Origin of the sequence: Neisseria sp. HMSC068C04 (genome assembly GCF_001810105.1) — a bacterium.
Taxonomy (GTDB): domain Bacteria; phylum Pseudomonadota; class Gammaproteobacteria; order Burkholderiales; family Neisseriaceae; genus Neisseria; species Neisseria flavescens_B.
Genome location: NZ_KV799936.1, coordinates 14872 through 41271 on the forward strand (window position 1 = coordinate 14872; position 26400 = coordinate 41271).

Consider the following 26400-nt stretch of genomic DNA (forward strand, 5'->3'; position numbering starts at 1 on the left):
GCCTTTTATTGCTTTAATTATAAGGCTGACAAGGCCTGATTAAAGGTTGCGCTTGGACGCATCGCTTGTGCAGCTTTTTCAGGATTGGCTGCGTAGTAGCCGCCGATGTCGACCGCTTTGCCTTGTACGGCAGAGAGTTCTTCAACGATTTTGGCTTCGTCGGCAGTCAAAGCGGCTGCCAATGGAGCAAATGCGGCTTTCAGTTCGGCATCTTTGTCTTGCGCCGCCAATTCTTGCGCCCAGTAGAGGGTGAGGTAGAAATGGCTGCCGCGGTTGTCGAGTTCACCTGCTTTGCGTTTAGGCGATTTGTCGTTCAACAGCAGTTTTTCGGTGGCTGCATCCAAAGTGTCGGCGAGGACTTGGGCTTTGGCGTTGCCGGTTTTTTGCGCCAAATGTTCAAACGATACGGCAAGTGCGAGGAACTCGCCCAAAGAGTCCCAACGCAAGTGGTTTTCTTCGAGGAATTGTTGAACGTGTTTCGGTGCAGAACCACCCGCGCCGGTTTCAAACATACCGCCGCCATTCATCAATGGAACGATAGACAGCATTTTCGCGCTGGTACCCAGTTCCAAAATTGGGAACAAGTCGGTCAGGTAGTCGCGTAGGACGTTGCCGGTTACGGAGATGGTGTCTTCGCCGTTTTTCAGACGGCCCAAGCTGAATTTAGCAGCTTCTTCAGGAGCAAGGACGCGGATGTCGAGGCCGTTGGTATCCAGTTCGGCAAGGTAGGCTTTAACCTTGGTGAGCAGGCTCTTGTCGTGCGGACGGTTTTCGTCGAGCCAGAACACGGCTGGTGTATTGCTCAGACGGGCGCGGTTGACGGCGAGTTGTACCCAGTCTTTAACCGGAGCGTCTTTGGTTTGGCACATACGCCAGATATCGCCGGCTTCAACGTCGTGTTGCATCAGGACATTACCTGCTGCATCAATGACTTGAACTTGGCCGTCGGCTTCGATTTCAAAAGTTTTGTTGTGTGAACCGTATTCTTCGGCTGCTTGCGCCATCAGGCCGACGTTAGGAACGGTACCCATGGTTGTCGGGTCAAACGCGCCGTGTTCGCGGCAGAAGTCGATGGTTGCTTGGTAAACGCCGGCATAGCTGCTGTCAGGAATGACGGCTTTGGTGTCTTGCGCTTTGCCGTCTTTATCCCACATACGGCCGGAGTTACGAATCATTGCAGGCATAGAAGCATCGACGATGACATCGCTAGGAACGTGCAGGTTGGTGATGCCTTTGTCGGAATCAACCATGGCCAAATCAGGGTTGGCGGCGTAAACGGCGGCGATTTCAGCTTCAACGGCGGCGCGGGTGTCCGCATCCAGTTTGTCCAGATTGGCAAGCAGGTTGCCGAAGCCGTTGTTGACGTTGATGCCTGCGGCAGCCAGTTTGTCGCCGAATTTTTCAAATACAGGCGCGAAGAACACTTTGACGGCGTGTCCGAAGATAATCGGGTCGGACACTTTCATCATAGTGGCTTTCATGTGCAGCGAGAACAATACGCCTTTTGCTTTCGCGTCTTTCACTTGTTCAGCAAGGAAGGCGAGCAGGGCTTTTTTGCTCATTACGGTTGCGTCGATAATTTCGCCGGCTTTCAGGGCAACAGGCTCGCGCAGCTCTTTTTTGTTGCCTTGTTTGTCGGTGAATACGATGGATACGGAAGTCGCTTCAGGTACGGTAACGGATTGTTCGTTATGGAAAAAGTCGCCGCTTTGCATGGTGGCAACGTGGGTTTTGGAGTCTTTTGTCCATGCACCCATGCTGTGCGGATGTTTTTTCGCAAAGTTTTTCACTGCTTTAGGCGCGCGGCGGTCGGAGTTGCCTTCACGCAGGACAGGGTTTACCGCGCTGCCTTTGATGCGGTCGTAGCGTTCGCGTACGGCTTTTTCTTCATCGGTTTGAGGGTCGGCAGGATAGTCGGGAACGGCAAAGCCTTTAGACTGCAATTCTTTAATCGCGGCAGTCAGTTGAGGTACGGATGCGCTGATGTTCGGCAGTTTGATTACGTTTGCATCGGGTTGTTTCACCAGTTCGCCCAATTCGGCAAGCGCATCGGGTACGCGTTGCGCTTCGGTCAGGTATTCGGGAAACGCCGCCAAAATACGGCCGGAGAGAGAGATGTCGCTGGTTTTGACATCAATATCGGCGTGGCGGGTAAACGCCTGCACGATTGGCAACAGGGATTGAGTGGCCAATGCAGGAGCTTCGTCGGTGTAGGTATAGATAATGGTGGATTTAGTCATGGGATTATTCTCTATGTAGGTTAAGTTTTTCTTTTCGGGCACATCGCGAGAAGAAACGTGCTAAGCCTATTATGGCATATTTCGGCGGATTTGGTTGTTGTTTTGATGTTATTGTTTTTTAAGTTGCGGAAAAGAAAAAGGCCGTCTGAAAAGACAGCCTAAATATAAGGACTTATCCGATAATCAAAACGGCATTGCTGCCGCCGAAGGCAAATGACGAGCTGGCGGCAATGCGTTTTTCAGACGGCCAGCGGCTGTTTTCGTCGGTCAAAGCGATGTTGGGCAGCTCAGAATCGGGTACGTTGTCCCATTGTTGCGGCGGCAGTTTGCCTTCCGGATTGTATTGGCGGTTGGCCATCAACCAGGCAAATGCGGCTTCAATCGCACCGGCTGCGCCTAAGGTATGGCCGGTGGACGGTTTGGTTGAGGTGCAAAGGGTGTGGCTGCCAAACACTTCGGCAACGGCTCGGCTTTCCATGCTGTCGTTGTGTTGCGTGCCGGTGCCGTGCAGATTGATCCAGCCGATGTCTTCCGCTTTCAAACTGGCTTTATCCAAAGCGGCCTGAAAAGATTGGGCTGCACCCAAACCGTCGGGGCGGGGCGAAGACATATGGTAGGCATCGCTGCTTGCACCATAGCCCAGCAACTGCATTTCGCCGTCAAAATCTGCATCGCGCGTCATTACGAAAAATGCGGCCGCTTCGCCGATATTGATGCCGTTGCGGTTGGCGGAAAAGGGCTTGGCGATGCCGTCTGAAAGCACTTCCAAAGAGGCAAAACCATTAATCGTCAGCGGAGAAAGCGTATCTGCGCCACCGCAAATCACGGCATCACACAATCCGGCACGAAGCAGTCGGGCTGCGCTGATGAGGGCGCGTGCGCCGGAAGTGCAGGCGGTGGAAACGGTATAGCGCAAGCCGTCCAAGCCGTACACTCGGGCGATAAATTCGGAGGGAGAAGCCATGGTGTGTTGCAGCTGTTTGAACGGAACATCCGTCCATTCACCGCCTTGGACAACGTGTTGGAACAAGGGGATATTTTCGTCTGCGCCACTGGTGGACGTACCGGTAACGACAGCGACCCTTTCTTTGCCGTAACGGGCAATGGCCGTCTGAATCAGCACGTCTATTTGCGAAAGCGTGTGCAGGATAAGCTGGTTGTTGCGGCTGCGATGCGCTTCGGGAATGCTGTCGGGCAGAGGCATCAGGGTTTCTTTGACTGCACCGAAAGCATGCTTTTTGCCTTTTACCCATTGGTCTGAAAAAGTCAGGGGCGTGTTTTCAGACGGCGTGAGTAAGGCATCGGCATGAACTTGCAAGCCGCTGCCCAATGCGCTGGTCAGTACTGGACGGCTGAGATAAACAGGAGTATTCATGAATTAGTCTTCTGCAATCGGGCTGACCGTCCAGAAAGTTTGGTCGGGGAAGCCGATAAGGAATTGTTCGGAATGGTGGGCAACACACCACAAGTCATGCTCGCGATAGCTGAACACCGCGCCTTTGCCGTCAGGACAGAAGCCTTGATGAGTGGCATTTTGTTGACGGACTTCAGGGTAAAGCGTGGCGGCGTGTTCGGCGGCCAAAAGCGGCAACAGGGCAGCAAACAGTCGGCGCGAAGTGGCATTGGGCATCACAAAGCCGTCATTTTTCCAGCCTTTGGTGCTGACCGATTGACGCGATACCGGCGCACCCAGTGCATCGGTTTGGACAAAGCGGATGCCGTCTGAATGAGGTTCGACTGCCAAGAGATTGGTTTGAACGGTTTGCCCTGCCGCATTGGTTTGCTCGAGTTTGAACCATTGGCCTTCTTTGGAAAGCGGCGGCAGCGTTTGCGGATGGGGCAGCGAGGTCGCGCATGCGGAAAGCAGCAGTGCGGCAAGCAAAGGGATAAATCGCATAAGGTTTTATCTATCGGTCAAAATATTTAATGATGAGGGTAGATTTTCAGACGGCCTATTCTGTTTTTAGGCGCGGCCGTCTGAAAGGCATTCGTCCTTATTCTACCTTCAAATCGCCCACCAATGCGGCAAGCGTGGACAAGCGTTGCTCGGATTTTTCCACGAATGGATTATCCGTATCCCAAGCGTAGCCTGCCAAAATAGACGAAATCATGCGGCTGATTTCAGGGCTGCGGTTGGGCGCATAGATGGCGTTTTGGAAGCGGAAATCGTACCAGCCGGTTACATAAGTGCGGAACGCGTTCACGCCGACCATCAGTTGATCGGCAAATTCGGTTTGCCAATCGGCGGCTTCGCCTTTGAGCTGTTTGTCCAGTAAATCGGCAGCCAGTTTGGCAGAGTGCAGGGCAATGGTCACGCCGGAGGAGAAAACGGGGTCGAGGAATTCGGCGGCGTTACCTAAAAGAGCGAAGTGTTTGCCGTATAAGGTTTTTACGTTGGCAGAGTAGCCTTGAATAGAGCGGAACGGGAAGTCGTTTTCCCAAACGGCTTTATCCAAGATTTCCGCCAGCATCGGGCATTCGTACACAAATTTTTTCAATACGGCTTCTGATTCGCCTGCCAGTTTGTCGGGCGTGCCGACAACGCCGATGGAGCAACGGTTGTCGCCGAAAGGAATCAGCCAAATCCAGACATCGCGATGTTCGGGATGCGTATTGATCAGGATTTTGTTGCGGTCGAATTTCGGACTGGTGATGTTGTCGTCGATATGCGTGAAGTGGGCTTGGCGCGGAGGCAGCTCGGACGGACTTTCCAAATCTAAAAGGCGGGGCAGGACACGACCATAACCGCTGGCATCCAAAACAAATTTGGCGGTCAGTTCATAGTTTTCGCCTGTATCGGTCGCAACGCTCAAACGTGCCATATCGCCGCTGTTGTCAAACGCGGTTACGCCATGTCCGAAGCGGACATCGACGCCTTGTTTTGCCGCTTCATCAATCAGGATTTTGTCGAAGATGCCGCGGCGCACTTGATAAATAGTACCGGGGCCGTCTGAAAATTTTTCAGTAAAGTTGAAATCTGTGTAACGGCTGCCCCATGAAAATGCAGCGCCGTCTTTAAATTGAAAGCTGGGCTCGGCATGCACTGCATCGGCAAAACCGGCTTCTTCCAACATCTCCATACAATGCGGCAACAGGCTTTCGCCGATGACAAAGCGCGGGAAATGTTGTTTTTCCAATACGCAAACTTTAAAGCCTTGTTTGTTCAGCAAAGCAGAAGCAACCGAACCTGAAGGGCCTGCGCCGATAACGGCAACGTCAAATTCTACGGACATTTGAAAATACCTTTGATTTTAATGATAAATAATGTTTAATCCATCGCCTGAAATTTTTCAGACGGCCTTTTGCGACTTGGCGATAGAAGTTGAAACAAAATATCGCTTCAATTTCAATCGTCTTCATCTTTTGTCTAATTTTTCAACAATGTGCCTGCCAGCCAAATATTGAATGCTACGCCGATGGTAACCGTCATGCCGAACGCTGCAACGGCGGGCGTGCTGCTGATGGCGAGCAGGGCAAAGGAAATAGCTGTCGTTGCGGCAGCAAGCAGCATACCGCCTAATTTTGCCAGGGCGCTGTGGTGTGCGGTGGCGGCATAGACGGCATAGTCCACGCCGATGGCGGACACTAAAAGCAGGCCGAACATGGCAAACAGGCTGACGGGAATACCTGCCAAACCGAGTACGGCAACGGTGCAGATGGCGGCAGCCAGCGGCACGGCAAGGATTTTGCTACCACGTTTGAAACCGAACATTTTCCACAAGAGCAGCCATGCCAACGCATAGGAAGCCAGTTTCAACCATGCGGCCTGATCGCGCGTGTGGTGGAAAAGCTCGTTTAAGTGGGCGCGTTTGTCTGCCCAGTGTACGCCGGAGACGTGTTGCGCCACGGCGCGTACGGCGGCTTCATCGGTCATGCCGTTCAAACGAACGATGGCAGCAAAACGGCCTGGTTCCACTTCACCCAAATACAAGGAACGCCAAGCTTCTGCCAAATCGGTATTTAGGCCGTCTGAAAGCGATAATGGTTGCGTATCGGCAGCTTGCAGCAGGGCATCGCGCACGGTTTTGCGCGGAATACCGATTTCAGTAAGCGGTTTCCAGCTATCAGGCAACTTGGTCAATTCGCGCAGGCGGTTTTGCAGTTTTTGCTGTTCCGTCGTCGGCAGGATGAATTGGTCGGGCGATTGGATGCCGGACAGTTTGCCTTGCGCGATTAAGGGCTGCAGGGCGCGGCCGAGTTCGGCGGTTTTCTTCAATAGGGCATCTTCGCTTTGTGCTTCGGCCACCAAATATTTGCCGCCAAAATCCGTGCCGCTTAACTGACCGATTTGTTGTACTTCGGTCAACATCGCGGTCGGCATATTGACCCATTGACGGATGTCGTCACGCCAGTCGCTGCGCCACAGTCCGACTGCCAGCAAAATTCCGCCCACGATTAACCAGCCGCGTTTGTGCAGGCGGTTTTTCAGACGGCCTGACAAGGAATAGAGCTTTTCGGTTAATGCGGAAAAAGGCACGGTTTTGGCACGGTAGCGGCGAAACAGCGGCGGCAGCCATAAAACGGTGGCACCAAATGCGCCAAATAAGGCAAAGCCTGAAAATACTGCGGTTTGGCGCAATACAGGCAAAGGGGTGAACCACAGCAGCGCGTAGCCCAAGACGGTAATCGTCAGGCTGACGGCAAAACTCGGCAAGACATGTTTCATTGCCGATTCAGCCTGCCAAACGGTCTTTTCAGACGGCCCGAATACCGACGGAGCAAGCCAGTGCAACGGGAAATCCACCAACATACCCACCAGGCTGGTGCCGATGACGATGGTCAGGATATGCACTTCGCCGAAGGTTAATAACGCAACCGCCAATCCGGTCAACATACCGGCTGCCAGCGGCAAGGACAGCAAAAATACCCGGCCGCTGCGGAAGACCCACAAAAGCAGCGCAAAGGTCAGCCCAAGCCCGACCATGCTCATCAGCCGGCTTTCTTTTTCTGCAGCTGCTTTGGATACGGCGGCGAACAATGCGCCACCTGCGCTTAAGGTTTCCGCGCCGTTTTCCGAAGCGATTTGACGGCTTTGCGCCATCAGCGGCAAGAGGGCATCGTTGCCGGAAAATTGATCGCCACCGGCGAGCCGTCCGCGCAAGAACACCCAAGTTTTGCCTTTGTCTTCGGCAAACAGCATGCCGTTGTCCATGTTCCACTGCAAACGGCTTTGCGGATTGGCTTTGTCGGCAACAAAGCGTCCGAAGCCCAGCCAGTCTTGTTCTAAAGACAAAGGTGAGGGGGCGGCAAACGGATTGGCCGCGACTTCAGCACGCGCTTGAAAATAGGCTTGCGGCTGCTCAAACAGCAGGCGTATTTCGTCTTGCGGCAAAATCGCCAAACTCAGTTTCTGCATATCCGCCCGTACTTTGTCCAGATTCGGCGTCATGCTGCTGTCGACTTGTTCAAATATGCCGCTTTTGCGCCATACGTCGGCAATTTGTGAGGTCGTCTGAAAAGCGGTTTCGGCATCGGTACTGCCTGCAAGCAAAATGACTTGCGAATTGAGCTGCGCTTCTGCGGCTTTATCTGCAGCCGTCAGTAAGGCATCGGGTTGCTGCTCGCTTGGTAACAATGCGGTCAAATCGGTTTGGATGCGCGCTTGTGAAGCAAAGGCATAAACCAAAAACAGGGTAAGAAACAGGATAAGGGCAGTATAGAGGCGGTTTAGGAGGCGAAGATTCATCGTTCAGACGGCCTTTTGCAAATGCTGCTGTTGGTGTGTGGAATAAGTAAAAGTGCAGTAAATTAAATCAGATTATTATTATTTTGTCAGTTGTTAGATAGTTTGCAGGTCGGTTAAATCATTGGGCTTGAGCGAGCCGAAAAACTGCCATTGCAGGGCGACGGCTTTTCCCTTCCAAACGCAGGCAAGTACCATCATATCTGCCAAAATTGCGCTTGTGCCGTGCCAATCGGTTTGCTTTCCAGCGCGTAAACCGACGGGTTGCCCTGAATCGAAAACATAGCCGACCGATTTCATGTCCGATGGAAAATCCAAATTCGCCGCTTTAATCAATGCTTCCTTGAAACACCACAATCGGTAAAACGTTTCAGACGGCCAGTTTGCCGTTTCCAAATAGTTTTGTTCTTCCTGTGTGCAGACCAAAGCCGACAGCGCTTTGAAATCGCGCGGGCGGATAAATTCGATATCGACTCCGGCTGTTAAGGGCTGAGGCGCACACAATAAAGCGGCAAAGCCTTGGCTGTGGCTCAGCGATACAATCGGTAAATCGGTTTGCTGTTTTAACGCGCGGCTGACTTGCCAGTCTTGACGCTGCGCCAGTTGCAGCGTGGCAGTCAAACGTTGTGAATCGACCGCGTTTAGAGACGCATGGTCGTAGCGGGCGGCAAAAGACGGATCGGCCAGCAGGCATTGAAGGGGTGTCGTATCCATAAAATAGAAAAATGCCAAACTCCATATTGAAGTCCGGCATTTTTGATATTGCTTAGTGGAAGCTGCCTTTCAAAACCACACGGCTGTTGAATGTAGCGATGTGGCATTCGTACTCGTTACCGCCTTTGGTTACTTTGTCAAAGTAGCTAACCAGATGAACGGATTTGGCTTTTTTACGAAGTGCAGTGCTTTGGAAGCGTTTAACTGCGCTCAGGAATGCGCGTTGGCAGGTTTCATCAGGGGTTTTGCCGACTGAGTTGGAGATTTGACGGGAAGTCAAAGTCGCACCGGATGTGCTGCCGTAGTGAACGCGGATGCTAGGATCCAAAGCGGATTTAGCTTCGGCAGAGTTCAAAGCTACATCGACTTTACACATATAAATATCGTTTTGACCTTTGCCATTGACTTTATGGCCTTCACCCATGCTGCGACAGGCAGAATCGGCGGCAGTTGTTTTTTGAGTAGAAGTTTGAGAGGAGGAAGTAGATGGTTGGGAATTGCCGGATTGTGAGCAAGCGGCAAGCATCAGGGCGGATACGGCAACTAAAGCAGAAAAACGTAACATACGAACTCCTTTGTAATAAGGGGTGTGAAAAAAGGTTTACAGAAAACAGAATCATTTTAACATATATGAAAGAAGTATAAAAATAGGATGATGCAAAAAATATTATATTTTTATTTAAATGATTTCATAGCGTTAAGAAAGTTTGGGGCGGTAATGCTTGACGAGGGAGGGGAGAAAGCGTATATTGCGGTCTTCCTTAGGAGTAATGGCTGAGAGGCTGAAGGCACTTCCCTGCTAAGGAAGCATGTGGGGTCAACCTGCATCGAGGGTTCGAATCCCTCTTACTCCGCCAAATATGAAAGACACCGTTTATACGGTGTCTTTTTTATTATCCGGAATTTCTTGGAATCCAAGACCGTCTGAAAGTGTGAAATGAACGATTTGATTATCCTAAACAAGCCTTATGGCGTGATTTGCCAGTTTTCTGCACATGAAAAACATCAGTGCCTTAAGGATTTTGTCGAGAAACCGGGATTTTATCCGGCCGGCCGTTTGGACACGGACAGCGAGGGTTTGCTGCTGCTGACCAATAATGGCCGTTTGCAGGCGCAGATTGCCGACCCGAAATTCAAGCAGGTTAAAACTTATTGGGCGCATGTGGAGGGTTCTCCTGATGAAGCCAAATTGGATTTGTTGCGCCGTGGCGTAGATTTGGGCGATTTTGTCACCCGTCCGGCAGAGGTCAGGATATTGGAAGAGGGTGAGGCAGGTGTTTTATGGCCGCGCGTGCCGCCGATTCGCGTGCGTAAATCCGTGCCTGATTTTTGGGTGGAAATCAAAATTTCGGAAGGGAAAAACCGCCAAGTGCGAAGGATGACGGCGAAAGCAGGCTTTCCATGTTTGCGCTTGGTCCGTGTGGCAATAGGCCGTCTGAATCTGTTTGATTTGAATTTGGAATTGGGACAATGGCAGTTTGCGCCGCATCGTCCTTAAATAGGATGAATAAAGGCCGTCTGAAATTTCAGACGGCCTTTTGTTATGGAAAAATCAATGATGTGAATGACCGATTTGGAAGGTCATTGTGGTGTAGTTCGCCTGTTTTTGGCACACGCTTTGATCAGGGAAATCGGCTTTGTGTTCTACGCTGGCCTTCCAGAAACCTTGGCGCAATGGAATGATGCTGACTTCGCCTTTGTCATCAGTGGTATCGGAGAAGGCTTGGGCTTCGGTTTTATGGGTTTTGCTGCGGTCGCTGGTGTCGAAGCCGTCAAATGTAGCGGTAACGGTAGCGTTGGGCAGCGGCTCGCCATTGAAGAGGACGCAGACTTTGAAGCGTTCGCCGACGTGGACGTTGGCAGGGTTATCCAAAGGTACGATTTCCAAATGTTGGCCGACTTGCTTGGTGATGATGGCGGTATCCGCACTTTCATGGCCGACATTGACGATGTTTTTACCGAACATACGGGTTTGCTCGCAATAGTTTGCATCAGGCATTTCTTTGATGCTTGCCTGTTTCCAACCCGCGTTGTTTTTTGACCAGAAGGTCGGTTGGTATTCGGCGGTTACCAAGTAGCTGCCGTCTTTAACGGGCAATTTGCTGCGGTATTGGTAATTGTATGTACCTTTTTGAATCATGTTTTCTTTGCCTTTTTCAGTCACCAGTTGCATGGGTTTGCTGAAAATGTGCAGGCGGTCTTTGGCGATGGGCTCAAGCTCCGGGAATTCGCCATAGCCTAATTCGGCTTCAAGGTATTCGCCGCCATGTGTGTGGGCGGTTTCAACCCAAACGCGGTGGGCGTGTGCGGCAGTGCTGAACAGGAAGGCGGATGCGATAAGCAAAGCGGTTTTCTTCATGATTTCTCTCCGATTTTCGATGTGTAGAAAAGATAGAATAAAATGGTTTGTTATAATATAACAAAAATATTTAAATTTAAAGAGAGGCCGTCTGAAAGTTTTCAGACGGCCTTTTAGATGATTGTTTTTTGAGGCGGATTATCGAAACGGTTTAGTCCCCGTCACGACAAACGTCAATCGCTTCCTGCAAACTGCTGACGCCGTAGATTTTCAGGTTTGGAAACTCTTTGGCATTGCGCGGCATATTGGCTTTTGGGACGATGGCGCGTTTGAAGCCGAGTTTTTCCGCTTCTTTAAGCCGCTCTTGCCCGCGTGCTACAGGGCGGACTTCGCCGCTTAAGCCAATTTCGCCGAATACAACGGTTTTTTCAGGCATGGGTCGGTTGCGGAAGCTGGAGAGCATGGCGAGGATGACGGCGAGGTCGGCGGCAGGTTCGCCGATTTTGACGCCGCCGACGGCGTTGAGGAACACGTCTTGGTCGAAGCAGGCGATGCCGCCGTGGCGGTTGAGGACGGCGAGCAGCATGGCGAGGCGGTTTTGTTCGAGTCCGACGGTGAGGCGTTTGGGGGTAAAGCCGTGTGCGTCATCGACCAATGCCTGAATTTCGACCAAAAGCGGGCGGCTGCCTTCCTGCGTGACCAAAACGCACGAGCCAGGCGTGTCGTCGCGGTAGCTGGCGAGGAAGATGGCGGACGGGTTGGATACGCCTTTTAAACCGTTTTCGGTCATGGCGAATACGCCCAGTTCGTTTGCCGCGCCGAAGCGGTTTTTGATGGCGCGTATCATGCGGTAGTTGGAATGTTGGTCGCCCTCGAAATACAACACGGTATCGACCATATGTTCCAGTACGCGCGGGCCGGCAATTGCGCCGTCTTTGGTAACGTGTCCGACCAGTATCATGGCGATGCCCATCTGTTTCGCCATGCGCGTCAGTTGGGCGGCACACTCGCGCACCTGCGACACGGAGCCGGGGGCGGAGGTGATTTGGTCGGAATACATGGTTTGGATGGAGTCGATAACCACGACTTCGGGCTGATGCTGTTTCAAGGCCGTCTGAATCGCTTCCATGCGGATTTCGGCAAGCAGGTTCACGCCTTCGGTGGGCAGCTCCAAACGTTGCGCACGCAGGGCGACTTGTTGTGCGGATTCCTCGCCGGAAACGTACAGCACTTTGCGGCTTTGCGCCATTTTGGCGATGGTTTGCAACAGCAGCGTGGATTTGCCGATACCAGGGTCGCCGCCGAGCAGAATGACCGCACCATCGACCAAACCGCCGCCCAATACGCGGTCAAGCTCGCCCATGCCGGTCGGATTGCGCGGCACTTCGGTAGCGGTAACGGCGGAGAGGGATTGGACGGTCGAGGTGTCCGCCGCCCAAGATTGAAAGCGGGCGTTTTTCGGCTCGGGCGCAGCCAGGCTTTCCTGAAGCGTGTTCCACTCGCCGCAATGCGGGCATTTGCCCTGCCATTTCGGGGAAGTACCGCCGCATTCGGAACATTGGTAGATGGTTTTGGGGGCTTTTGCCATGGTGTTTTCCCTGTGGAATATTTGATGTGTGAAAAGGTCGTCTGAAAACAATCATATCGTTTTCAGACGACCTTGGGATTATGAATACTTTATTTATAATTTCAAGTATTCATCACTTGTTTAATGCAGCGGCATTTGCTGTTTTTTTGCGGCATAATAGGAAAAATTTACATGGAAGTTTTAGAAAAATGATTTTATTTCAAAATAACGATGGTAAGCTTCTTGCCTTGCCTTGCCTTGCCTTGCCTTGCCTTGCCTAGTTCTCTATTGAAATCCCTTCAAGGGTTTTTATCAAATCTATGCATAGGAGTGAAATCCTATGTTATCTAAAAAAATCTCAAATTTTAATTCATCTGACAATAAACCCAGAATTCTATCTCTATTTTCAGGATGTGGAGGTTTAGATTTGGGTTTTCACCAAGCTGGTTATGAAACTGTTTGGGCGAACGATTTTTCCCATTGGGCTTGCGAAAGTTTCCGTAAAAATATCGGCGATGTCATCGTAGAAGGTGATATTGAACAAATTGATCCGAATGATCCAACTATTCCCGATTGCGACATCATTTTAGGCGGGTTCCCTTGTCAAGATTTTTCCATGATTTGGAAACAGCCGGGCTTAGAGGGTGAACGCGGCAATCTTTATAAAAGCTTTTTACGTTTTGTAAATGCAAAAAAACCGAAAGTTTTTGTTGCTGAGAATGTGAAAGGTTTGTTGACTGCTAACAAGAAAAAAGCCATCCAGCAAATTATTACCGACTTTGAAAATTGCGGTTATTACGTTCAGGCAAAGCTGTATAACTTTGCTGAATTTGGCGTACCTCAATTTCGTGAACGTGTGCTGATTGTCGGAGTACGTTTGGATACAGGATTTGATTTTCATCATCCAAAACCGACACACAATGAAACTGGCGAAAATGGCTTAAAACCATATGTAACTGCTGGTCAGGCGATATCTAATATTCCACAAAATGTTAGTAATAATGAATTACTAAAAATTAGTGATAAAACACGCCGTATGTTGGAATTAATTCCTGAAGGTGGAAATTTTACTGATATTCCTAAAGATCATCCTTTATATGTGAAAGGTATGATTAGCCACGTTTATCGTCGTATGCATCGGAACGAGCCATCAAAAACAATTATTGCAGCAGGTGGCGGTGGTACTTGGGGCTATCACTTCCCTGAACCGCGTGCTTTTACTAATAGAGAACGAGCAAGGCTTCAAAGTTTTCCTGATGATTTTGAGTTTGTCGGATCAACAACTGAAGTACGTCGCCAGATTGGTAATGCTGTTCCTCCTCAAGGTGTAGTTGAGCTAGCAAAGGCTATCTTACCAATTTTTTCAGGCAACTATAAAAAAGTAGATTTACATAAGAAATTGAAAGCAGAGAAGGATGTTTTATTTCATGACCGACTGAGCAAAATTCGAGGGGGAAAACAATGAATACAGTTTTTTCCAATATCGCCAATGCCAAAATTACTGAAAAATCGCTTAATACAGTTTGGATGGATTTATTTAAATCAGCGGATGAAGTTTTGATGGTAACAGGTTATGTATCTAATGATGCAGTGGTTGAGCTACATAAAATTTTGGAGCTAAATGATCACATTCAAAAAATAGATTTATTGGTTGGAATGCATTATTTGGAAGGTTTTAGCCATTTGCAATATGACAGCTTATGTAAACTAAATGATTTTTTGCAACATGAGAAAAGAGGAGCTGTCTATATTTCTCCTTTTGTGAAATTTCACGGAAAAATGTATTCCTTTAAAAATAATCAACAAATCAATGGGTTAATTGGTTCTGCTAACTTAACGTGTTTTTGGGATAGTACGGAACGTACTTATGAAACCATGTTACATTTGGATGGTAAGGTTGCACAGATGTTGCAGGCAGATATTCAAAATACCATTCATAAGCTAGGCAAAAATATCCAAGAAGTTGAGAGGCCGAGTACATTTATTGAACATAACAGTCATTTAGAAAATTGTTTGGGGGTACAGAAAATTGTACCAGAAAAGATTCGGCAACTATTTGCCCAAAAGTCAGAATATCATTTCTCAATTCCGGCTAAAACCGAAGAAAAAAGTAATTTGAATGTATTTTTTGGAGAAGGTCGACGAGATAAACGGGGGTTTGTCAAACCACGACCCTGGTATGAAGTAGAGTTGATTGTATCCAAAGACATCACTTCACAAGAAGGTTATCCGATTCTGAAGTCTTTTACAGTTATTACTGATGATGGTTGGCAATTTCAATGTAAGACATCGGGAGATTATTCCAAAAATTTCCGCTCAGAAAATGATTTGAAAACACTTGGCAAATGGATTAAAGGTCGTTTGGAAAATCGTGGTTGTCTGCAAAATAACGAGAAGATTACGCATGAAACCTTACGCCAATACGGTAACGATCATTTTGAGTTCCGTTCAACCGACAATCCTGATGTTTGGCTGCTCTCATTTAAGGGGAAAAACTAAATGTTGCAAACCTACTTGAATCAATTGACCCCGCCTGAATTAGCTGATTCTGTTAAAAATACCGTTGATGGTTTTATGGGGAAATTATCACAAACTGAACCGAAAATCGCTCAAAATGTTTTATTGCTGGGCAATGTTCAAAGTGGCAAAACGGCACAGGTTTTGGGTGTATTAAGTGCGCTGGCTGATGATGGCGACCACAAAGTTTTTTTGTATCTTACTACTGACAGCGTAGATTTACAGGAACAGACAGTCAAGCGCGCCGAAGCTAATCTGAAAAATTTTATTGTGTTGTCTGAAAACGATGACCGAAGTTTTATGCAGGTAATGAAGGCAAATAATCCCATCTTGGTTGTGATTAAAAAGAATGCCCGTGTATTGAAACGTTGGCGTAATTTGTTTGCCAGTCAAAGTAGCCTGAAAGGCTATCCTTTGGTTATTGTGGACGATGAAGCCGATGCGGCCAGCCTAAATACTAATGCTGATAAGCCGGATAAAGATGTCAGTACTATCAATAAACTGCTAAATGACATTAAGAATTCCTGTTGTCAAAGCCTATTTATTCAGTTGACCGCCACACCTCAATCGCTTTTATTGCAACATGAAGAATCTGATTGGCAACCTGAATTTATCCATTTCTTTGAAGCTGGTGAAAAATACATCGGTGGCAATTTTGTCTTCTCTGATCCTCCAAGCTATATCGTTCGCTTCATTGACAGTGAATTGGACGATATGAAAGATGCGAGTGGTGAAATTGCCGAAGGGGTAAAACAGGCATTGCACAGTTTTCTGCTTACTTGTGCAGAGTTTGCTTTATGCGGTAAAACTAATTGTAATTTTGCTTTACATCCAAGTTATAAAATCCAAGACCATCAAGCCTTCTCTCAAAAAATCCAAGCTTTTTTAAATGATTTGGTACAAGCGATTAATAGCGGGGAGAATCTTGCAGACAGCTTTAAAGAAGACTATTTGGATTTACAAAAGACCAAGCCTGATATTCATCATTTTGAGGAAATTTATGAAAAACTAATAGAACTTTTAGAAAATAAGCAAATTTATATTCTCGTCGTTAACTCGCAGACAGAATCAGATTTTGATTTAGAAAGAGGCTTTAACATTATTATTGGTGGGAATGTGATTGGACGAGGCTTAACTATTCCGAAATTACAAACGGTTTATTATAGTCGCACTGCCAAAAAAACGAATGCAGATACTTTCTGGCAACATTCGCGTATTTTTGGATATGACCGTGATAAATCATTATTACGGCTTTATATTCCGTTTGATGTCTATTACTTCTTTGTACAACTCAATCAAGCAAATAATCTGATTATTGAGCAGGCAAAAAATTCAGACGGCAATATTCAGGTTATTTATCCGGAAAATATCAATCCGACTCGAAAAAATGTATTGAAATTCGACAGTATCAATCAAATTGTGGGTGGTGTGAATTATTTTCCACTTCACCCAAACGAGGATAATTTGTCGGAGATTAACAAGATTTTGCCTTCTATTTTGAAAGATGAAATTCAATCTGATTTATATCAAATGGATATAGAAGATTTATTCTTGGTTCTAGATAAATTGGGTCATTATGTCCCAGATGACTGGAATAAGGAAAAATTTATTGCTGGTGTAGAAGCATTAAAGGCACAACGTCCAAGTTTTAAAACTTACGTTTTGATCAAAACAGGACGTAAACTTTCTCGAGCAACTGGCACAATGCTTTCGGAAGACGACCGTAAATTAGGAGAAAAATATCCCAATGATTTATTTCTTACACTTTATCAAGTAGTAGGAAATAAAGACAAAGGTTGGCAGGGAGAAGATTTTTGGTTACCTAATATTAAGTTGCCATATAAGGGACTGGTGTATTGGGGGGTGAAATAACATAAAAAAGGTCGTCTGAAAATAATCATATCGTTTTCAGACGACCTTTTTTATTGAGAAATAACAGGTTTATTTTTTGCTGTCTTTATCCGCATCTTTTTTCGGTGCAGGTTTTTTCGCTGCCAAGCCCAAAGATTTTTGCCATTCGGCTGGATTTTTCACCAAGTCCAAGGCTTTACGGAGTTGATCGTCTTTGGCCGGATTTGGAATGCGGCGGCTGGAGATGTCTTCGTCTTTGTCTTTTTTGGACTTGTCTTTATCGGCTTTGGTTTCGGCGTTGGCAGGCGTTTCGGTGCTGCTGTTGACGTCTTGGCCGCCCAACGGATTGCCGATATGGCCGACCAAATCGGCTTCGCGGCTTTCAAAAGCGCGGTCTTTGTCTTTGACTTCAACGTCAGGAACAATGCCTTGCGCCTGAATTGAGCGGTCGTTTGGCGTGTAGTAAAGGGCGGTGGTCAGTTTGACTGCGCTGCCGCCGGAAAGCGGAATCAGGGTTTGCACGGAGCCTTTGCCGAAACTTTGTGTGCCGACGACGACGGCACGTTTGTGGTCTTGCAATGCGCCGGCAACGATTTCGGAAGCGGAGGCCGAGCCTGCGTTAATCAGGACGGTCATCGGAATGGTTTTCAGCTCGGCAGGCAATCCGGCCAACGGGTCTTTGCCGCTGGTGGTTATGTAGTCTTCGGCAGTTGCTTTGAGAACCATGCCTTCTTTTTTGTTGCGGCCTTTGGTGCTGACAACGGTTACGTCAGGCTGCAGGAAGGCTGCGGATACGCCGACTGCGCCGTTGAGCAGGCCGCCCGGGTCATCGCGCAAGTCGAGGATGATGCCTTTGAGCGGGCCTTTGTTTTCTTTGACAAGGGCTTGTGCGGCTTCGTTGAGCGCAGCAACGGTGCGCTCTTGGAATTGGGAGACGCGGATGTAGCCGTAGTCTTTTTCAAGCAGGTGATGACGTACGCTTTTGACTTTGATGATGGCGCGGGTCAGGTTGACGACGATGGGTTTGTCGGCATTTTTGCGTGAAAGGGTCAGGGTGATTTTGGTACCCGGTTTGCCGCGCATTTTTTTGACGGCTTCACTGACGGTCAGGCCGCGCGTAGAGGTATTGTCGATTTTGACGATGAAGTCGCCGCTTTTCACGCCGGCGCGTTCTGCGGGTGTGTCTTCAATCGGGGCAACGACTTTGACGAAGCCGTCTTCTTGTCCGATTTCCATGCCCAAGCCGCCGAATTCGCCGCTGGTGGACTCTTTCATTTCGGCATAGCCTTTTTTGTCCATATACTCGGAATGCGGATCGAGGTCGGACACCATGCCTTTCATTGCGCCTTCAAAGAGCTCGGCGTCGGGTTTGTCTTGGTAATAGTTGGCTTTGATTTGGCCGTACACTTCTGCCATGGTGCGGATGGTTTGCACGGGCAGGGCCTCGTTGTCTTTTTTGTCTTTTTCGGCGGCAAAACTTTGTACACTCAGACTGAGGGCGATGCCGCTAAACGCGCCGAGAGTGTAGATTGCAACTTTTTTCAAAGTGGATTTTGTTGACATTCGTTTGACTTTCTTTTTGTGTACGGTAAGCAAAGTGGTTTTTGTTTTCTCTGAACCTGTTGACTTTATTTGATTTAAACGCTTGGAACAATAAGTTTAAGGTAAAAGTTTGTTGTTTAATGTGCTGAACAGGCGTGAAAATCGTGTTTTATTGTAGTTTATGATGAAATTCAGACGGCCTGAAGGGGAAAACTCACTCAGGCCGTCTGAAACATCAGTTAATCCAGGAAAGCGGATTCATGACTTGTCCGTTGTAGCGGACTTCAAGGTAAAGGCCGGTTTCGCCCGACGGCAAAGTGCCGCTGGTGCCAATCTTGCTGCCTGCATTGACGGCGTAGTTTTGGGCGGTGTCGATTTCGTTCAGGCCGGAGTAAATGCTGACATAACCGTCGCCATGGTCGAGGACGACTACTTTGCCGTAGCCTTCAAGTTCGCCGGCAAAAGTAACCGTGCCTGAGGCAATGCTGCTGACCGGAGCAGGAACGGTATTGTAGAATACGCCTTTCCAAACTTCGCCATCGCCGCGGTCTTGACCAAACAGGCCTGCCAATGTGCCGTTGACCGGTTTTTTCAGACGGCCTTGCATACGGCTGAAGCTGTTGGCGTTGCTGACGGTAAAGCCTTGGGTGTTGGGGGCTTGCAGTTTCATGTCTTCGTCAGTCAGCGTAGACATGGCGGCACGTTCTGCTTCAGCTTTTTGTTGGGCGGCAGCCTGCTCTTTGCGGGCTTTCTCGGCAGCGGCCAAGCGGGCTTCGGCGGCTTTTTTACGCGCTTCGGCTTCGGCTTTGCGTTGCTCGGCTTTGCGTTTTTCCAAATCTTTCAAGAGATTGTTGAGGCGTTGCTCGTTTTCTCTGTGGTTGATTTTCTTTTGCGCTTCTTTGGCCATTTGCGCGTTTTGACGGCGGCTTTCGGCTTGTTCGGCGGTATTGGTTACGCCTTGTTGACGCAACGAAGCTTGGATATTGGCTTGCAGTTTTTTCAGGTAAGCCAATTCATTGTTGATTTTTTGCTCTTGCGCGGCCAGCTCTTTCTGTTGTTTTTCCAAGTCTCTCATGACTTGGTCGTTGGCGTTGTTGATATAACGCGTGTAACGCAGGAAGCGGGTTTTTTGACCGGCATCGGCGTTTTTCAGGAAGAGGGCAACCGCATTGGGCTGGCTGTTTTTATAGTTGCCGGACACAAAGCGCGAAATTTGCGCGCGCGTGTTGGAAACTTCGGCTTTCAACTGGTTGGCATCGGCATTGAGCTTTTGGAATTTTTCCCATGCGTCGCGTTGTTTGCGGTTGATGCCGGAGAGGTTGTTGCGTGTTTGTTGCAGCTGTTTGAGCGTGGCATTGACATGGATAATGAAACCCTCGTTGCGTTTGGCAAAGAATTTCTTGGTTTCCATATCATTGGCGGCGGCAGTTACGGCTGCTTTGAAATCGTTTTCGACTGAAGAAGCGGCTTTAGGCTCAACTTTAGGCTCGGCTTTTTTGTTTTGCTCTTTGGCTTTTGTGTCTTTTTTAGCGTCTTTTTTGTCTTCAACAGCTTTTTTTGCAGGTTCTTTGGCTTCTTTAGCTTCGGCCTTTTTGTCTTCGGCTGCTTTTTTTACGGGCTCTTTGGTTTTTTTGCCGTCTTTTTTATCCTCTGCCGCCTTTTTAGCAGGCTCTTTGGCATTGGTTTCCTTAGGTTCTGCTTTTTTTAAGGATTCTTTGGCTTTGCTGTCTTTTTTATCTTCAACAGGTTTCTTGTCTTGTTCTTTGGCTTTGCCGGATTTTGTGGCTGCGGCTTTTTTGTCTTTTGCTGTTTCTTTAGGCTCTTCGGCTTTACGGCTGGCCTTTTTATTGTCGGCAGCGGCTTCGGCGGCTTTAGCCGTTTTGTTTTTGGCTGAAGCGCGTTCGTTTTTGTCGGCGGTTTCCTTCTCTTTGGCAGCTTTGGTTTTAACCGCTTTTTTGTCTTCCTCTTTTTCTTTTACCGCTTGTTTTTTTGAGGTTTCTTTTTTGACATCTGCCTTAGTGGCTTCTTTCTCTTTTTTTACGGGCGCAGCTTTTTTGACGGCGGCCGCTTTTTCTTTCGGCGCGTCTTTGGCAGCATAGGTTGGCAGGGAGAAACTGAGCAACAGGGCGAGAATGAGGGGTTTGTAACGCATGGTTCGATCTTGCTATCAAAGTAGGAACAATAGGACGGATTATACTGTCTGTCAGGCCGTCTGAAAATAATATCGGGTTGCAATATGGACGAACGGTCTTATATAGTAACGATAGAGTAGGCGGACGGGGTTTAGTCTGCCTGGAAACTGACAGTCTGGATCGACAGGATATTATGAAAAAATATTTATTAGTAGTGTTGGGTGCCATGGTTTTGGCGGCTTGTGGTGACAATACCGATAAAATCGGGCGCGCCAGTACGGTGTTTCATATGCTGGGTAAAAATGACCGTATTGAAGTGGAAGGTTTTGACGATCCCGATGTGCAGGGGGTTGCCTGTTATATTTCGTACGCGAAAAAAGGCGGTTTGAAAGAAACGGTCAATCTGGAAGAAGATGCCAGCGACGCATCGGTTTCCTGCGTGCAAAGTGCGGAAGTCATCCGTTATAACGAGGCTGCGGTTTTGAAACCGCGACAAGTGTTCAAACGCAGCGCCAGCATAGCATTTAAGAGCCAGCAGATTATCCGCTATTACGACCCGAAACGTAAATCTTTCGCTTATTTGGTGTACAGCGATAAAATCGTTCAAGGCTCGCCGAAAAACTCTTTAAGCGCGGTATCGTGTTTTGCCCATGCGAAAACCGATACGCCGGTACCGGCAGGCGGCGCGGTTTACGGTGCGTGCGTGGTGGACGCGCCGGTTGCCGACGGACAAAAATAATAGAATCAGCTTATAGATTAAAAGAATATGAATTTAGCCAACCATTTCCTGATTGCCATGCCTCATATGGACGATCCGTTTTTTACGGATACGGTCATTTATGTGTGCGAACACGATGAAGAAGGTGCGCTGGGCATCATCATCAACAAGCCTTCGCCGATTACCATGGACATGATTTTTGCCGCCGCCGACCGCAATATCCCGTTGCGCCTGCAACATGAAAACGTGATGATGGGCGGGCCGGTTCAGATTGAGCGCGGCTATGTCGTGCATACGCCGATTGGCCGCTGGCAAAACAGCATGGTGGTAACCGATAACGTTGCGCTGACTTCTTCGCGCGATGTGATTGAAAACTTGTCTAAAGAAGGTGCTGTTGATAAGGCTTTGATCAGTATTGGTTATTCAAAATGGGGCAAAGGGCAGTTGGAGCGCGAGCTGGCAGAAAATGTTTGGTTGACCGTTCCTGCAGACGAGCATATTCTTTTTGATGTGCCTTACGAACTCCGTTATGCCGCCGCTTTTGAAAAATTGGGCGTCAATCCGAACGCCTTGGTTTCAGGAGTCGGCCATGCCTGATGCACCCAAAGGCACGGTTTTGGCCTTTGACTTCGGCGAGGCGCGTATCGGCGTAGCGCAAGGCGATGCCGAGTTGGGCATGACCCATCCGCTGGCGACGGTAACCGGTAACAGCAATGATGAAAAATTCGAGGCCATTGCCAAGCTGGTCAAAGAATGGCAACCCAAGTATTTTGTGGTCGGCCTGCCGACGCATACCGACGGGACGGAGCATGAGTTGACCCGTTTGAGCCGCAAGTTTGGCCGCCGGTTGCACGGACGTTTTAACTTGCCGGTTTATTGGGTGGACGAAAGGATGTCTTCCCTATACGCGGAAAGCTTGCTTGCTGAAGCCCAAGTATTTGGCCGAAAACAAAAATCCGTACTTGACCAAGTGGCGGCGCAGGCAATTTTGCAAGGGTTTTTTGAAGGTGGGGCGGCCGAGTATTTCAATGGCCGCGAAGAATAGCATTATCCCTTATAAAGGCCGTCTGAAACCGGGTTTCAGACGGCCTTTGTTTTGTTACGGCTTTGGGATAAAAGAAGTTTAGTTTGGTTAAGCTTGATTTTTTTCAGTGCAAATTTTGCTACACTCCGTTTTCTTTTTTTAGACACAAATACAAGGAAAAAGTCATGGCACTTATGGACAATCTTTTGAATGCGGCTACTCAAATGTTGGGTGGTAACAACGAAAACGGCGCACAAGGTTCTCTGACCGATATGGCGATGGATTTGGTGAAACAGCAAGGCGGTGTGGGCAACCTGATCAACCAACTGCAACAAGGCGGTTTGGGCGATGCCCTGAGCAGCTGGGTTTCCAACCAATCCAGCAACCTGTCTGTGTCCGGCAGCGACCTGCAAAATGCTTTGGGCAGCGATACGGTAAACCAAATCGCGCAAAAATTCGGCGTGGATGCCGGTCAAGCAGGCGATTTGTTGGCCAAAGTATTGCCTGACTTGGTCGATAAAGCCACACCTAACGGCACGGCTCAAGATGCGGATGGCTTCGGCTTGGACGATATCGCTTCTATGCTGCTGAAAAACTTTATGAAATAATGAGTTGAATCATTTGATAAGGCCGTCTGAATCCGTTCAGACGGCCTTATAACTTTTGGTTCGCGGTAAATAACCAATAAGTCTTTTTCTGATGGAGGCGGATGGCTTATGATGGTCGCTTCATTTCACCAGATAAGAAGGTTATATACATGTCCCGCTTGACCATACACACAGTTGAAACCGCTCCTGAAGCTGCTAAACCACGCGTTGAAGCCGTATTGAAAAACAACGGCTTTATTCCTAACCTGATCGGCGTTTTGGCCAATGCGCCTGAAGCTTTGGCGTTTTATCAAGAAGTTGGCAAGCTGAATGCGGCCAACAGCCTGACTGACGGCGAAGTTGAAGTTGTCCAAATCATCGCCGCCCGTACCAACGAATGCGGTTTCTGCGTTGCTGGCCACACCAAACTGGCTACCCTGAAAAAACTGCTGTCCGAACAATCCATCAAAGCCGCACGCGCATTAGCTGCAGGCGAGTTTGACGATGCCAAACTGGGTGCTTTGGCGACATTCACCCAAGCCGTTATGGCGAAAAAAGGCGCGGTATCCGACGACGAGCTGAAAGCTTTCTTTGATGCAGGCTACAACCAACAGCAAGCTGTTGAAGTCGTTATGGGCGTTGCTTTGGCAACCTTGTGCAACTACGTCAATAACCTTGCCAAAACTGAAATCAATCCTGAATTGCAGGCATTTGCCTAATCTCATCAAAGGCCGTCTGAAAATTCAGACGGCCTTTTAGTAAAAAGCAAGGGATATCCTTGTTGCCAAGAATAATTCATGAGTGGAACCATCTACGCTTTAAACCTTATTCAGAGGAAAAAATCATGACACGCGAAGCTTTACTGAACAATGTTGCCGCACTCGTTAAAAGCAAGCTGAAACCATTGGTGGACGACATCGACCGCAAAGGCCTGTATCCGAAAGAATTTATGCTGGAATTGGGCAAAATCGGCGGTTTTGCCGCGACCGGTACGGTTGAAGAAGGCGGTAACGGTTTGGGTTTGGCAACGCAAATCGCCGTATTGCGCGAAATCGGTAAAGAATGCGGCGCCACTTCGTTCAGCGCATGGTGTCAGGTGGCTTGCGCGTGGTATCTGCACCAATCGCCTAATCAAGCGGTTAAAGACAAATACTTCGCCGATATTCTGCAGGGTAAAGTCTTAGCCGGTACGGGCATGTCCAATACCGTCAAACACCTTGCCGGCATTGAAAAACACAACCTGCAAGCAGAGCGCGTTGAAGGCGGCTACAAAGTCAACGGCGCTTTGCCTTGGGTATCCAATATCGGCGAAGACCATATTTGGGCGAATACCGCCCAAGTCGGCGACAGCTATGTGATGTTTATCACCGGCGGCCAATGGGAAGGCGTTACCCTGCAAGATTGCCCTGAGTTTTGCGGTTTGGAAGGCACGCGCACTTACAGCCTGAATTTTAAAGACGTGTTTATTCCCGATGAAGATGTGATTGCTACGCCTGAGCAGTTCCAGTCTTATATTCCGACCATTAAAGCCGGTTTCATCTTGCTGCAAATAGGTATCGGCGCCGGTGTGATTGACGGTGCGCTCGGTATTATCCGCATGGCCAATGTAGTGAACGCGGAAGTAAACTCATACCTCGACCACAGTTATGATGATTTGAAAGCCGCGTTGGACGGCGCATGGGCGGAAACCGAACGCCTTGCCGATGATGCGTGGAACAACAAACCTGATACGCTGGCAACCTTAAAACTGCGTGAAGCGGCTGCTGTGTTGGCTCTGAACGCCACTCAATCTGCCGCATTGCATGCAGGCGCAAAAGGCTATCTAATGCGCAGCCCGGCACAACGCCGCGTCCGTGAGGCCATGTTTGTCGCCATCGTAACACCGGCCATCAAACACCTGCGTAAAGAAATCGCCGCTTTGGAAGCAGCGCAATAAATTCAAAATATCAACAATAAGACACACGAAAGGCCGTCTGAAAATACGGTTTCAGACGGCCTTTCAAAATGGAAGGAACACCAAATGGCTCAATATATGTGCGGCCCTTGCGGCTGGATTTACGACGAAGACCTCGGCGATCCCGAGCACGGCCTGCCTGCCGGAACTAAGTTTGAAGATATTCCTGATGACTGGAAATGCCCTGAGTGCGGCGTAGGCAAAGAAGATTTTTATCTGTTGGATTTCGTGATATAACTTGGTTGATTTAAAAAGGCCGTCTGAAATTTCAGACGGCCTTTGTTTTATCGACGGTATAAAACAACCATGGTTTCAGCCGCTTTGACACAGCTTTCCACATCGGCAACCAAAGCGATGCGGACGTAGCCTTCTCCCGGATTACCTTGTTCGGTATCGCGGGCGAGGAAGCGGCCGGGCAACACTTGGATAGCGGCTTTCTGCCACAGGTTGCGCGTAAATGCCAAGTCGTCGCCATCGGGAACTTTCAGCCAAATGTAGAACGATGCGTCAGGCAGTTTGACATCAAACGCCTGTTGCAAAATAGGGATAACGCGGTCGAATTTTTCTTGGTAGAGGCGGCGGTTGTCAATAACGTGTTCTTCATCGTTCCAAGCGGCAATGCTGGCGCGTTGGACGGGAATGCTCATCGCACTGCCGTGGTAGGTGCGGTAGAGCAGGAAGTTTTTGAGTAACTCGGCATCGCCTGCGACAAAGCCGGAACGCAAACCGGGGACGTTGGAGCGTTTGGACAGGCTGGTGAACATAATAATGTTGCGCGTGCCGCGTCCTAATTGCGCCGCAGCCTGCAGGCCACCGATTGGTTTGTTGCCGTCAAAATAGATTTCGGAATAGCATTCGTCAGAGGCAATAACGAAGCCGTATTTGTCTTGCAAATCAAAAATTTCTTTCCAGTCTTCTAATTGCAGGACGCTGCCGCTCGGGTTGTTGGGCGAGCAGACGATCAGGACTTTGGTGCGCTGCCATACGTCTTCGGGCAGGCTGCTCCAATCAGGGTTGAAGCTGGGTGCCGGACAGTTGGCAAAATGGATTTCGCCGCCGCCCAAAATAGTCGCACCTTCGTAAATTTGATAGAAAGGATTGGGGCTGATAACGACCGGTTTGGGGACGTCTGAAGCCGGATTTAAAACGGTTTGGATAAAAGAGAACAAAGCTTCCCGGCTGCCTAATACGGGCAGGATTTCATTGTCGGGATTGAGGCTCAAACCATCATAACGGCGGGCAACCCATTCGGCACAGGCTTGGCGCAGTTCGGGCAGGCCGGCGGTCAGCGGATATTTTTCCAGTTCGTGCAGGGAAGCGGTCAGCGCGTCAGTGATGACTTTGGGCGTCGGGTGTTTCGGCTCGCCGATTTGCAGATGAATGGGCGTTACGCCTTCGGGTGCATCAATGCCTTGCATAGCTTCACGCAGGCGGGCGAAAGGATAGGGTTTGAGATGGTTCAATAATGGGTTCATGATGTTTCAGCCGGATAAATTCAGGCAACAATCTTAGCATTTTTTAGATGGGTTAGGACAAAAAGGCCGTCTGAAAACAGGGTTTAAATGTTTTTCA

General features: G+C 48.8%; 24 protein-coding genes and 1 tRNA gene. 13 read left to right on the top strand and 12 right to left on the bottom strand.

Annotated features, from left to right (window positions below; genetic code table 11):
- Positions 1-17: 17 nt before the first annotated feature.
- From HMPREF2700_RS05110 to HMPREF2700_RS05140, 7 genes are all read right to left on the bottom strand, one after another.
- Positions 18-2240 carry an NADP-dependent isocitrate dehydrogenase gene (locus HMPREF2700_RS05110; protein WP_070590743.1) on the bottom strand — a complete coding sequence of 741 codons (2223 nt, stop codon included), beginning with the start codon at positions 2238-2240 and terminating at the stop codon, positions 18-20.
- A 172-nt stretch (positions 2241-2412) separates the two neighbouring features.
- On the bottom strand, positions 2413-3615 hold the full coding sequence (locus HMPREF2700_RS05115) for a beta-ketoacyl-ACP synthase (RefSeq protein WP_070590746.1): 1203 nt from the start codon (positions 3613-3615) through the stop codon (positions 2413-2415).
- A gap of 3 nt (positions 3616-3618) precedes the next feature.
- On the bottom strand, positions 3619-4137 hold the full coding sequence (locus HMPREF2700_RS05120) for a hypothetical protein (protein WP_070590749.1): 519 nt from the start codon (positions 4135-4137) through the stop codon (positions 3619-3621).
- A gap of 97 nt (positions 4138-4234) precedes the next feature.
- The gene (locus HMPREF2700_RS05125; RefSeq protein ID WP_070590752.1) at positions 4235-5473 is read right to left on the bottom strand and encodes an NAD(P)/FAD-dependent oxidoreductase; all 1239 of its coding nucleotides are present in this window, start codon (positions 5471-5473) and stop codon (positions 4235-4237) included.
- A 134-nt stretch (positions 5474-5607) separates the two neighbouring features.
- Complete coding sequence (locus HMPREF2700_RS05130) at positions 5608-7926, bottom strand: MMPL family transporter (protein WP_070590755.1); 2319 nt, start codon at positions 7924-7926, stop codon at positions 5608-5610.
- A gap of 93 nt (positions 7927-8019) precedes the next feature.
- A complete protein-coding gene (locus tag HMPREF2700_RS05135; protein WP_070590757.1) occupies positions 8020-8637 on the bottom strand; it encodes a 4'-phosphopantetheinyl transferase family protein in 618 nt (205 codons plus the stop codon).
- A gap of 52 nt (positions 8638-8689) precedes the next feature.
- The gene (locus HMPREF2700_RS05140; protein ID WP_254323096.1) at positions 8690-9202 is read right to left on the bottom strand and encodes a hypothetical protein; all 513 of its coding nucleotides are present in this window, start codon (positions 9200-9202) and stop codon (positions 8690-8692) included.
- A 199-nt stretch (positions 9203-9401) separates the two neighbouring features.
- Between HMPREF2700_RS05140 and HMPREF2700_RS05145 the strand changes: the two genes are divergently transcribed.
- A tRNA-Ser gene (locus tag HMPREF2700_RS05145) sits at positions 9402-9494 on the top strand.
- 80 nt (positions 9495-9574) lie between these two features.
- On the top strand, positions 9575-10135 hold the full coding sequence (locus HMPREF2700_RS05150; protein WP_070590759.1) for a pseudouridine synthase: 561 nt from the start codon (positions 9575-9577) through the stop codon (positions 10133-10135).
- 54 nt (positions 10136-10189) lie between these two features.
- On the opposite strand, the gene HMPREF2700_RS05155 is transcribed toward HMPREF2700_RS05150, so the two are convergent.
- Entirely contained in the window at positions 10190-10996 is an 807-nt protein-coding gene (locus HMPREF2700_RS05155; protein WP_070590761.1) for a DUF4198 domain-containing protein, read from the bottom strand.
- 151 nt (positions 10997-11147) lie between these two features.
- Positions 11148-12524: a DNA repair protein RadA gene (gene radA / locus HMPREF2700_RS05160; RefSeq protein ID WP_049322871.1), complete on the bottom strand. Its 1377-nt coding sequence runs from the start codon at positions 12522-12524 to the stop codon at positions 11148-11150.
- Positions 12525-12604: 80 nt separating this feature from the next.
- Between radA and HMPREF2700_RS11390 the strand changes: the two genes are divergently transcribed.
- From HMPREF2700_RS11390 to HMPREF2700_RS05175, 4 genes are read left to right on the top strand one after another with little or no spacing between them, the layout of a single operon-like run.
- Positions 12605-12784: a hypothetical protein gene (locus tag HMPREF2700_RS11390; protein WP_083303953.1), complete on the top strand. Its 180-nt coding sequence runs from the start codon at positions 12605-12607 to the stop codon at positions 12782-12784.
- Positions 12785-12843: 59 nt separating this feature from the next.
- Positions 12844-13968, top strand: a complete 1125-nt coding sequence (locus HMPREF2700_RS05165) for a DNA cytosine methyltransferase (RefSeq protein ID WP_070590764.1) — start codon at positions 12844-12846, stop codon at positions 13966-13968.
- On the top strand, positions 13965-15002 hold the full coding sequence (locus HMPREF2700_RS05170; protein ID WP_070590767.1) for a restriction endonuclease PLD domain-containing protein: 1038 nt from the start codon (positions 13965-13967) through the stop codon (positions 15000-15002). Before HMPREF2700_RS05165 ends, HMPREF2700_RS05170 begins: the two co-directional genes overlap by 4 nt.
- Positions 15003-16892, top strand: coding sequence for a Z1 domain-containing protein (locus HMPREF2700_RS05175; RefSeq protein WP_070590769.1), 1890 nt, complete (start codon positions 15003-15005; stop codon positions 16890-16892). It abuts the gene before it with no gap.
- A gap of 69 nt (positions 16893-16961) precedes the next feature.
- Here the strand turns inward: HMPREF2700_RS05175 and HMPREF2700_RS05180 are convergent, their stop codons facing one another.
- Positions 16962-18434 (bottom strand): S41 family peptidase, encoded by a 1473-nt coding sequence (locus tag HMPREF2700_RS05180; protein ID WP_004520081.1) that lies wholly within the window; start codon positions 18432-18434, stop codon positions 16962-16964.
- Between the two features lie 214 nt (positions 18435-18648).
- A complete protein-coding gene (locus tag HMPREF2700_RS05185) occupies positions 18649-20565 on the bottom strand; it encodes a murein hydrolase activator EnvC family protein (RefSeq protein ID WP_070590770.1) in 1917 nt (638 codons plus the stop codon).
- Between the two features lie 173 nt (positions 20566-20738).
- Between HMPREF2700_RS05185 and HMPREF2700_RS05190 the strand changes: the two genes are divergently transcribed.
- The 7 genes from HMPREF2700_RS05190 to HMPREF2700_RS05220 all read left to right on the top strand — a co-directional run bounded on the left by HMPREF2700_RS05190 (position 20739) and on the right by HMPREF2700_RS05220 (position 25065).
- Positions 20739-21284 (top strand): CreA family protein, encoded by a 546-nt coding sequence (locus HMPREF2700_RS05190; protein WP_049328632.1) that lies wholly within the window; start codon positions 20739-20741, stop codon positions 21282-21284.
- Positions 21285-21311: 27 nt separating this feature from the next.
- Positions 21312-21860 carry a YqgE/AlgH family protein gene (locus tag HMPREF2700_RS05195; RefSeq protein ID WP_049322876.1) on the top strand — a complete coding sequence of 183 codons (549 nt, stop codon included), beginning with the start codon at positions 21312-21314 and terminating at the stop codon, positions 21858-21860.
- Positions 21853-22308, top strand: coding sequence for a Holliday junction resolvase RuvX (gene ruvX / locus HMPREF2700_RS05200; RefSeq protein ID WP_003680463.1), 456 nt, complete (start codon positions 21853-21855; stop codon positions 22306-22308). Before HMPREF2700_RS05195 ends, ruvX begins: the two co-directional genes overlap by 8 nt.
- Before the next feature lie 164 nt (positions 22309-22472).
- Positions 22473-22895 carry a YidB family protein gene (locus tag HMPREF2700_RS05205; protein ID WP_070590772.1) on the top strand — a complete coding sequence of 141 codons (423 nt, stop codon included), beginning with the start codon at positions 22473-22475 and terminating at the stop codon, positions 22893-22895.
- Positions 22896-23044: 149 nt separating this feature from the next.
- Complete coding sequence (locus HMPREF2700_RS05210; protein ID WP_070590773.1) at positions 23045-23593, top strand: carboxymuconolactone decarboxylase family protein; 549 nt, start codon at positions 23045-23047, stop codon at positions 23591-23593.
- 125 nt (positions 23594-23718) lie between these two features.
- Positions 23719-24810, top strand: coding sequence for an acyl-CoA dehydrogenase family protein (locus HMPREF2700_RS05215; RefSeq protein WP_070590775.1), 1092 nt, complete (start codon positions 23719-23721; stop codon positions 24808-24810).
- 84 nt (positions 24811-24894) lie between these two features.
- Entirely contained in the window at positions 24895-25065 is a 171-nt protein-coding gene (locus HMPREF2700_RS05220; RefSeq protein WP_003680460.1) for a rubredoxin, read from the top strand.
- A 47-nt stretch (positions 25066-25112) separates the two neighbouring features.
- Here the strand turns inward: HMPREF2700_RS05220 and dapC are convergent, their stop codons facing one another.
- The gene (dapC, locus tag HMPREF2700_RS05225) at positions 25113-26303 is read right to left on the bottom strand and encodes a succinyldiaminopimelate transaminase (RefSeq protein WP_070590777.1); all 1191 of its coding nucleotides are present in this window, start codon (positions 26301-26303) and stop codon (positions 25113-25115) included.
- Positions 26304-26400: the final 97 nt, after the last annotated feature.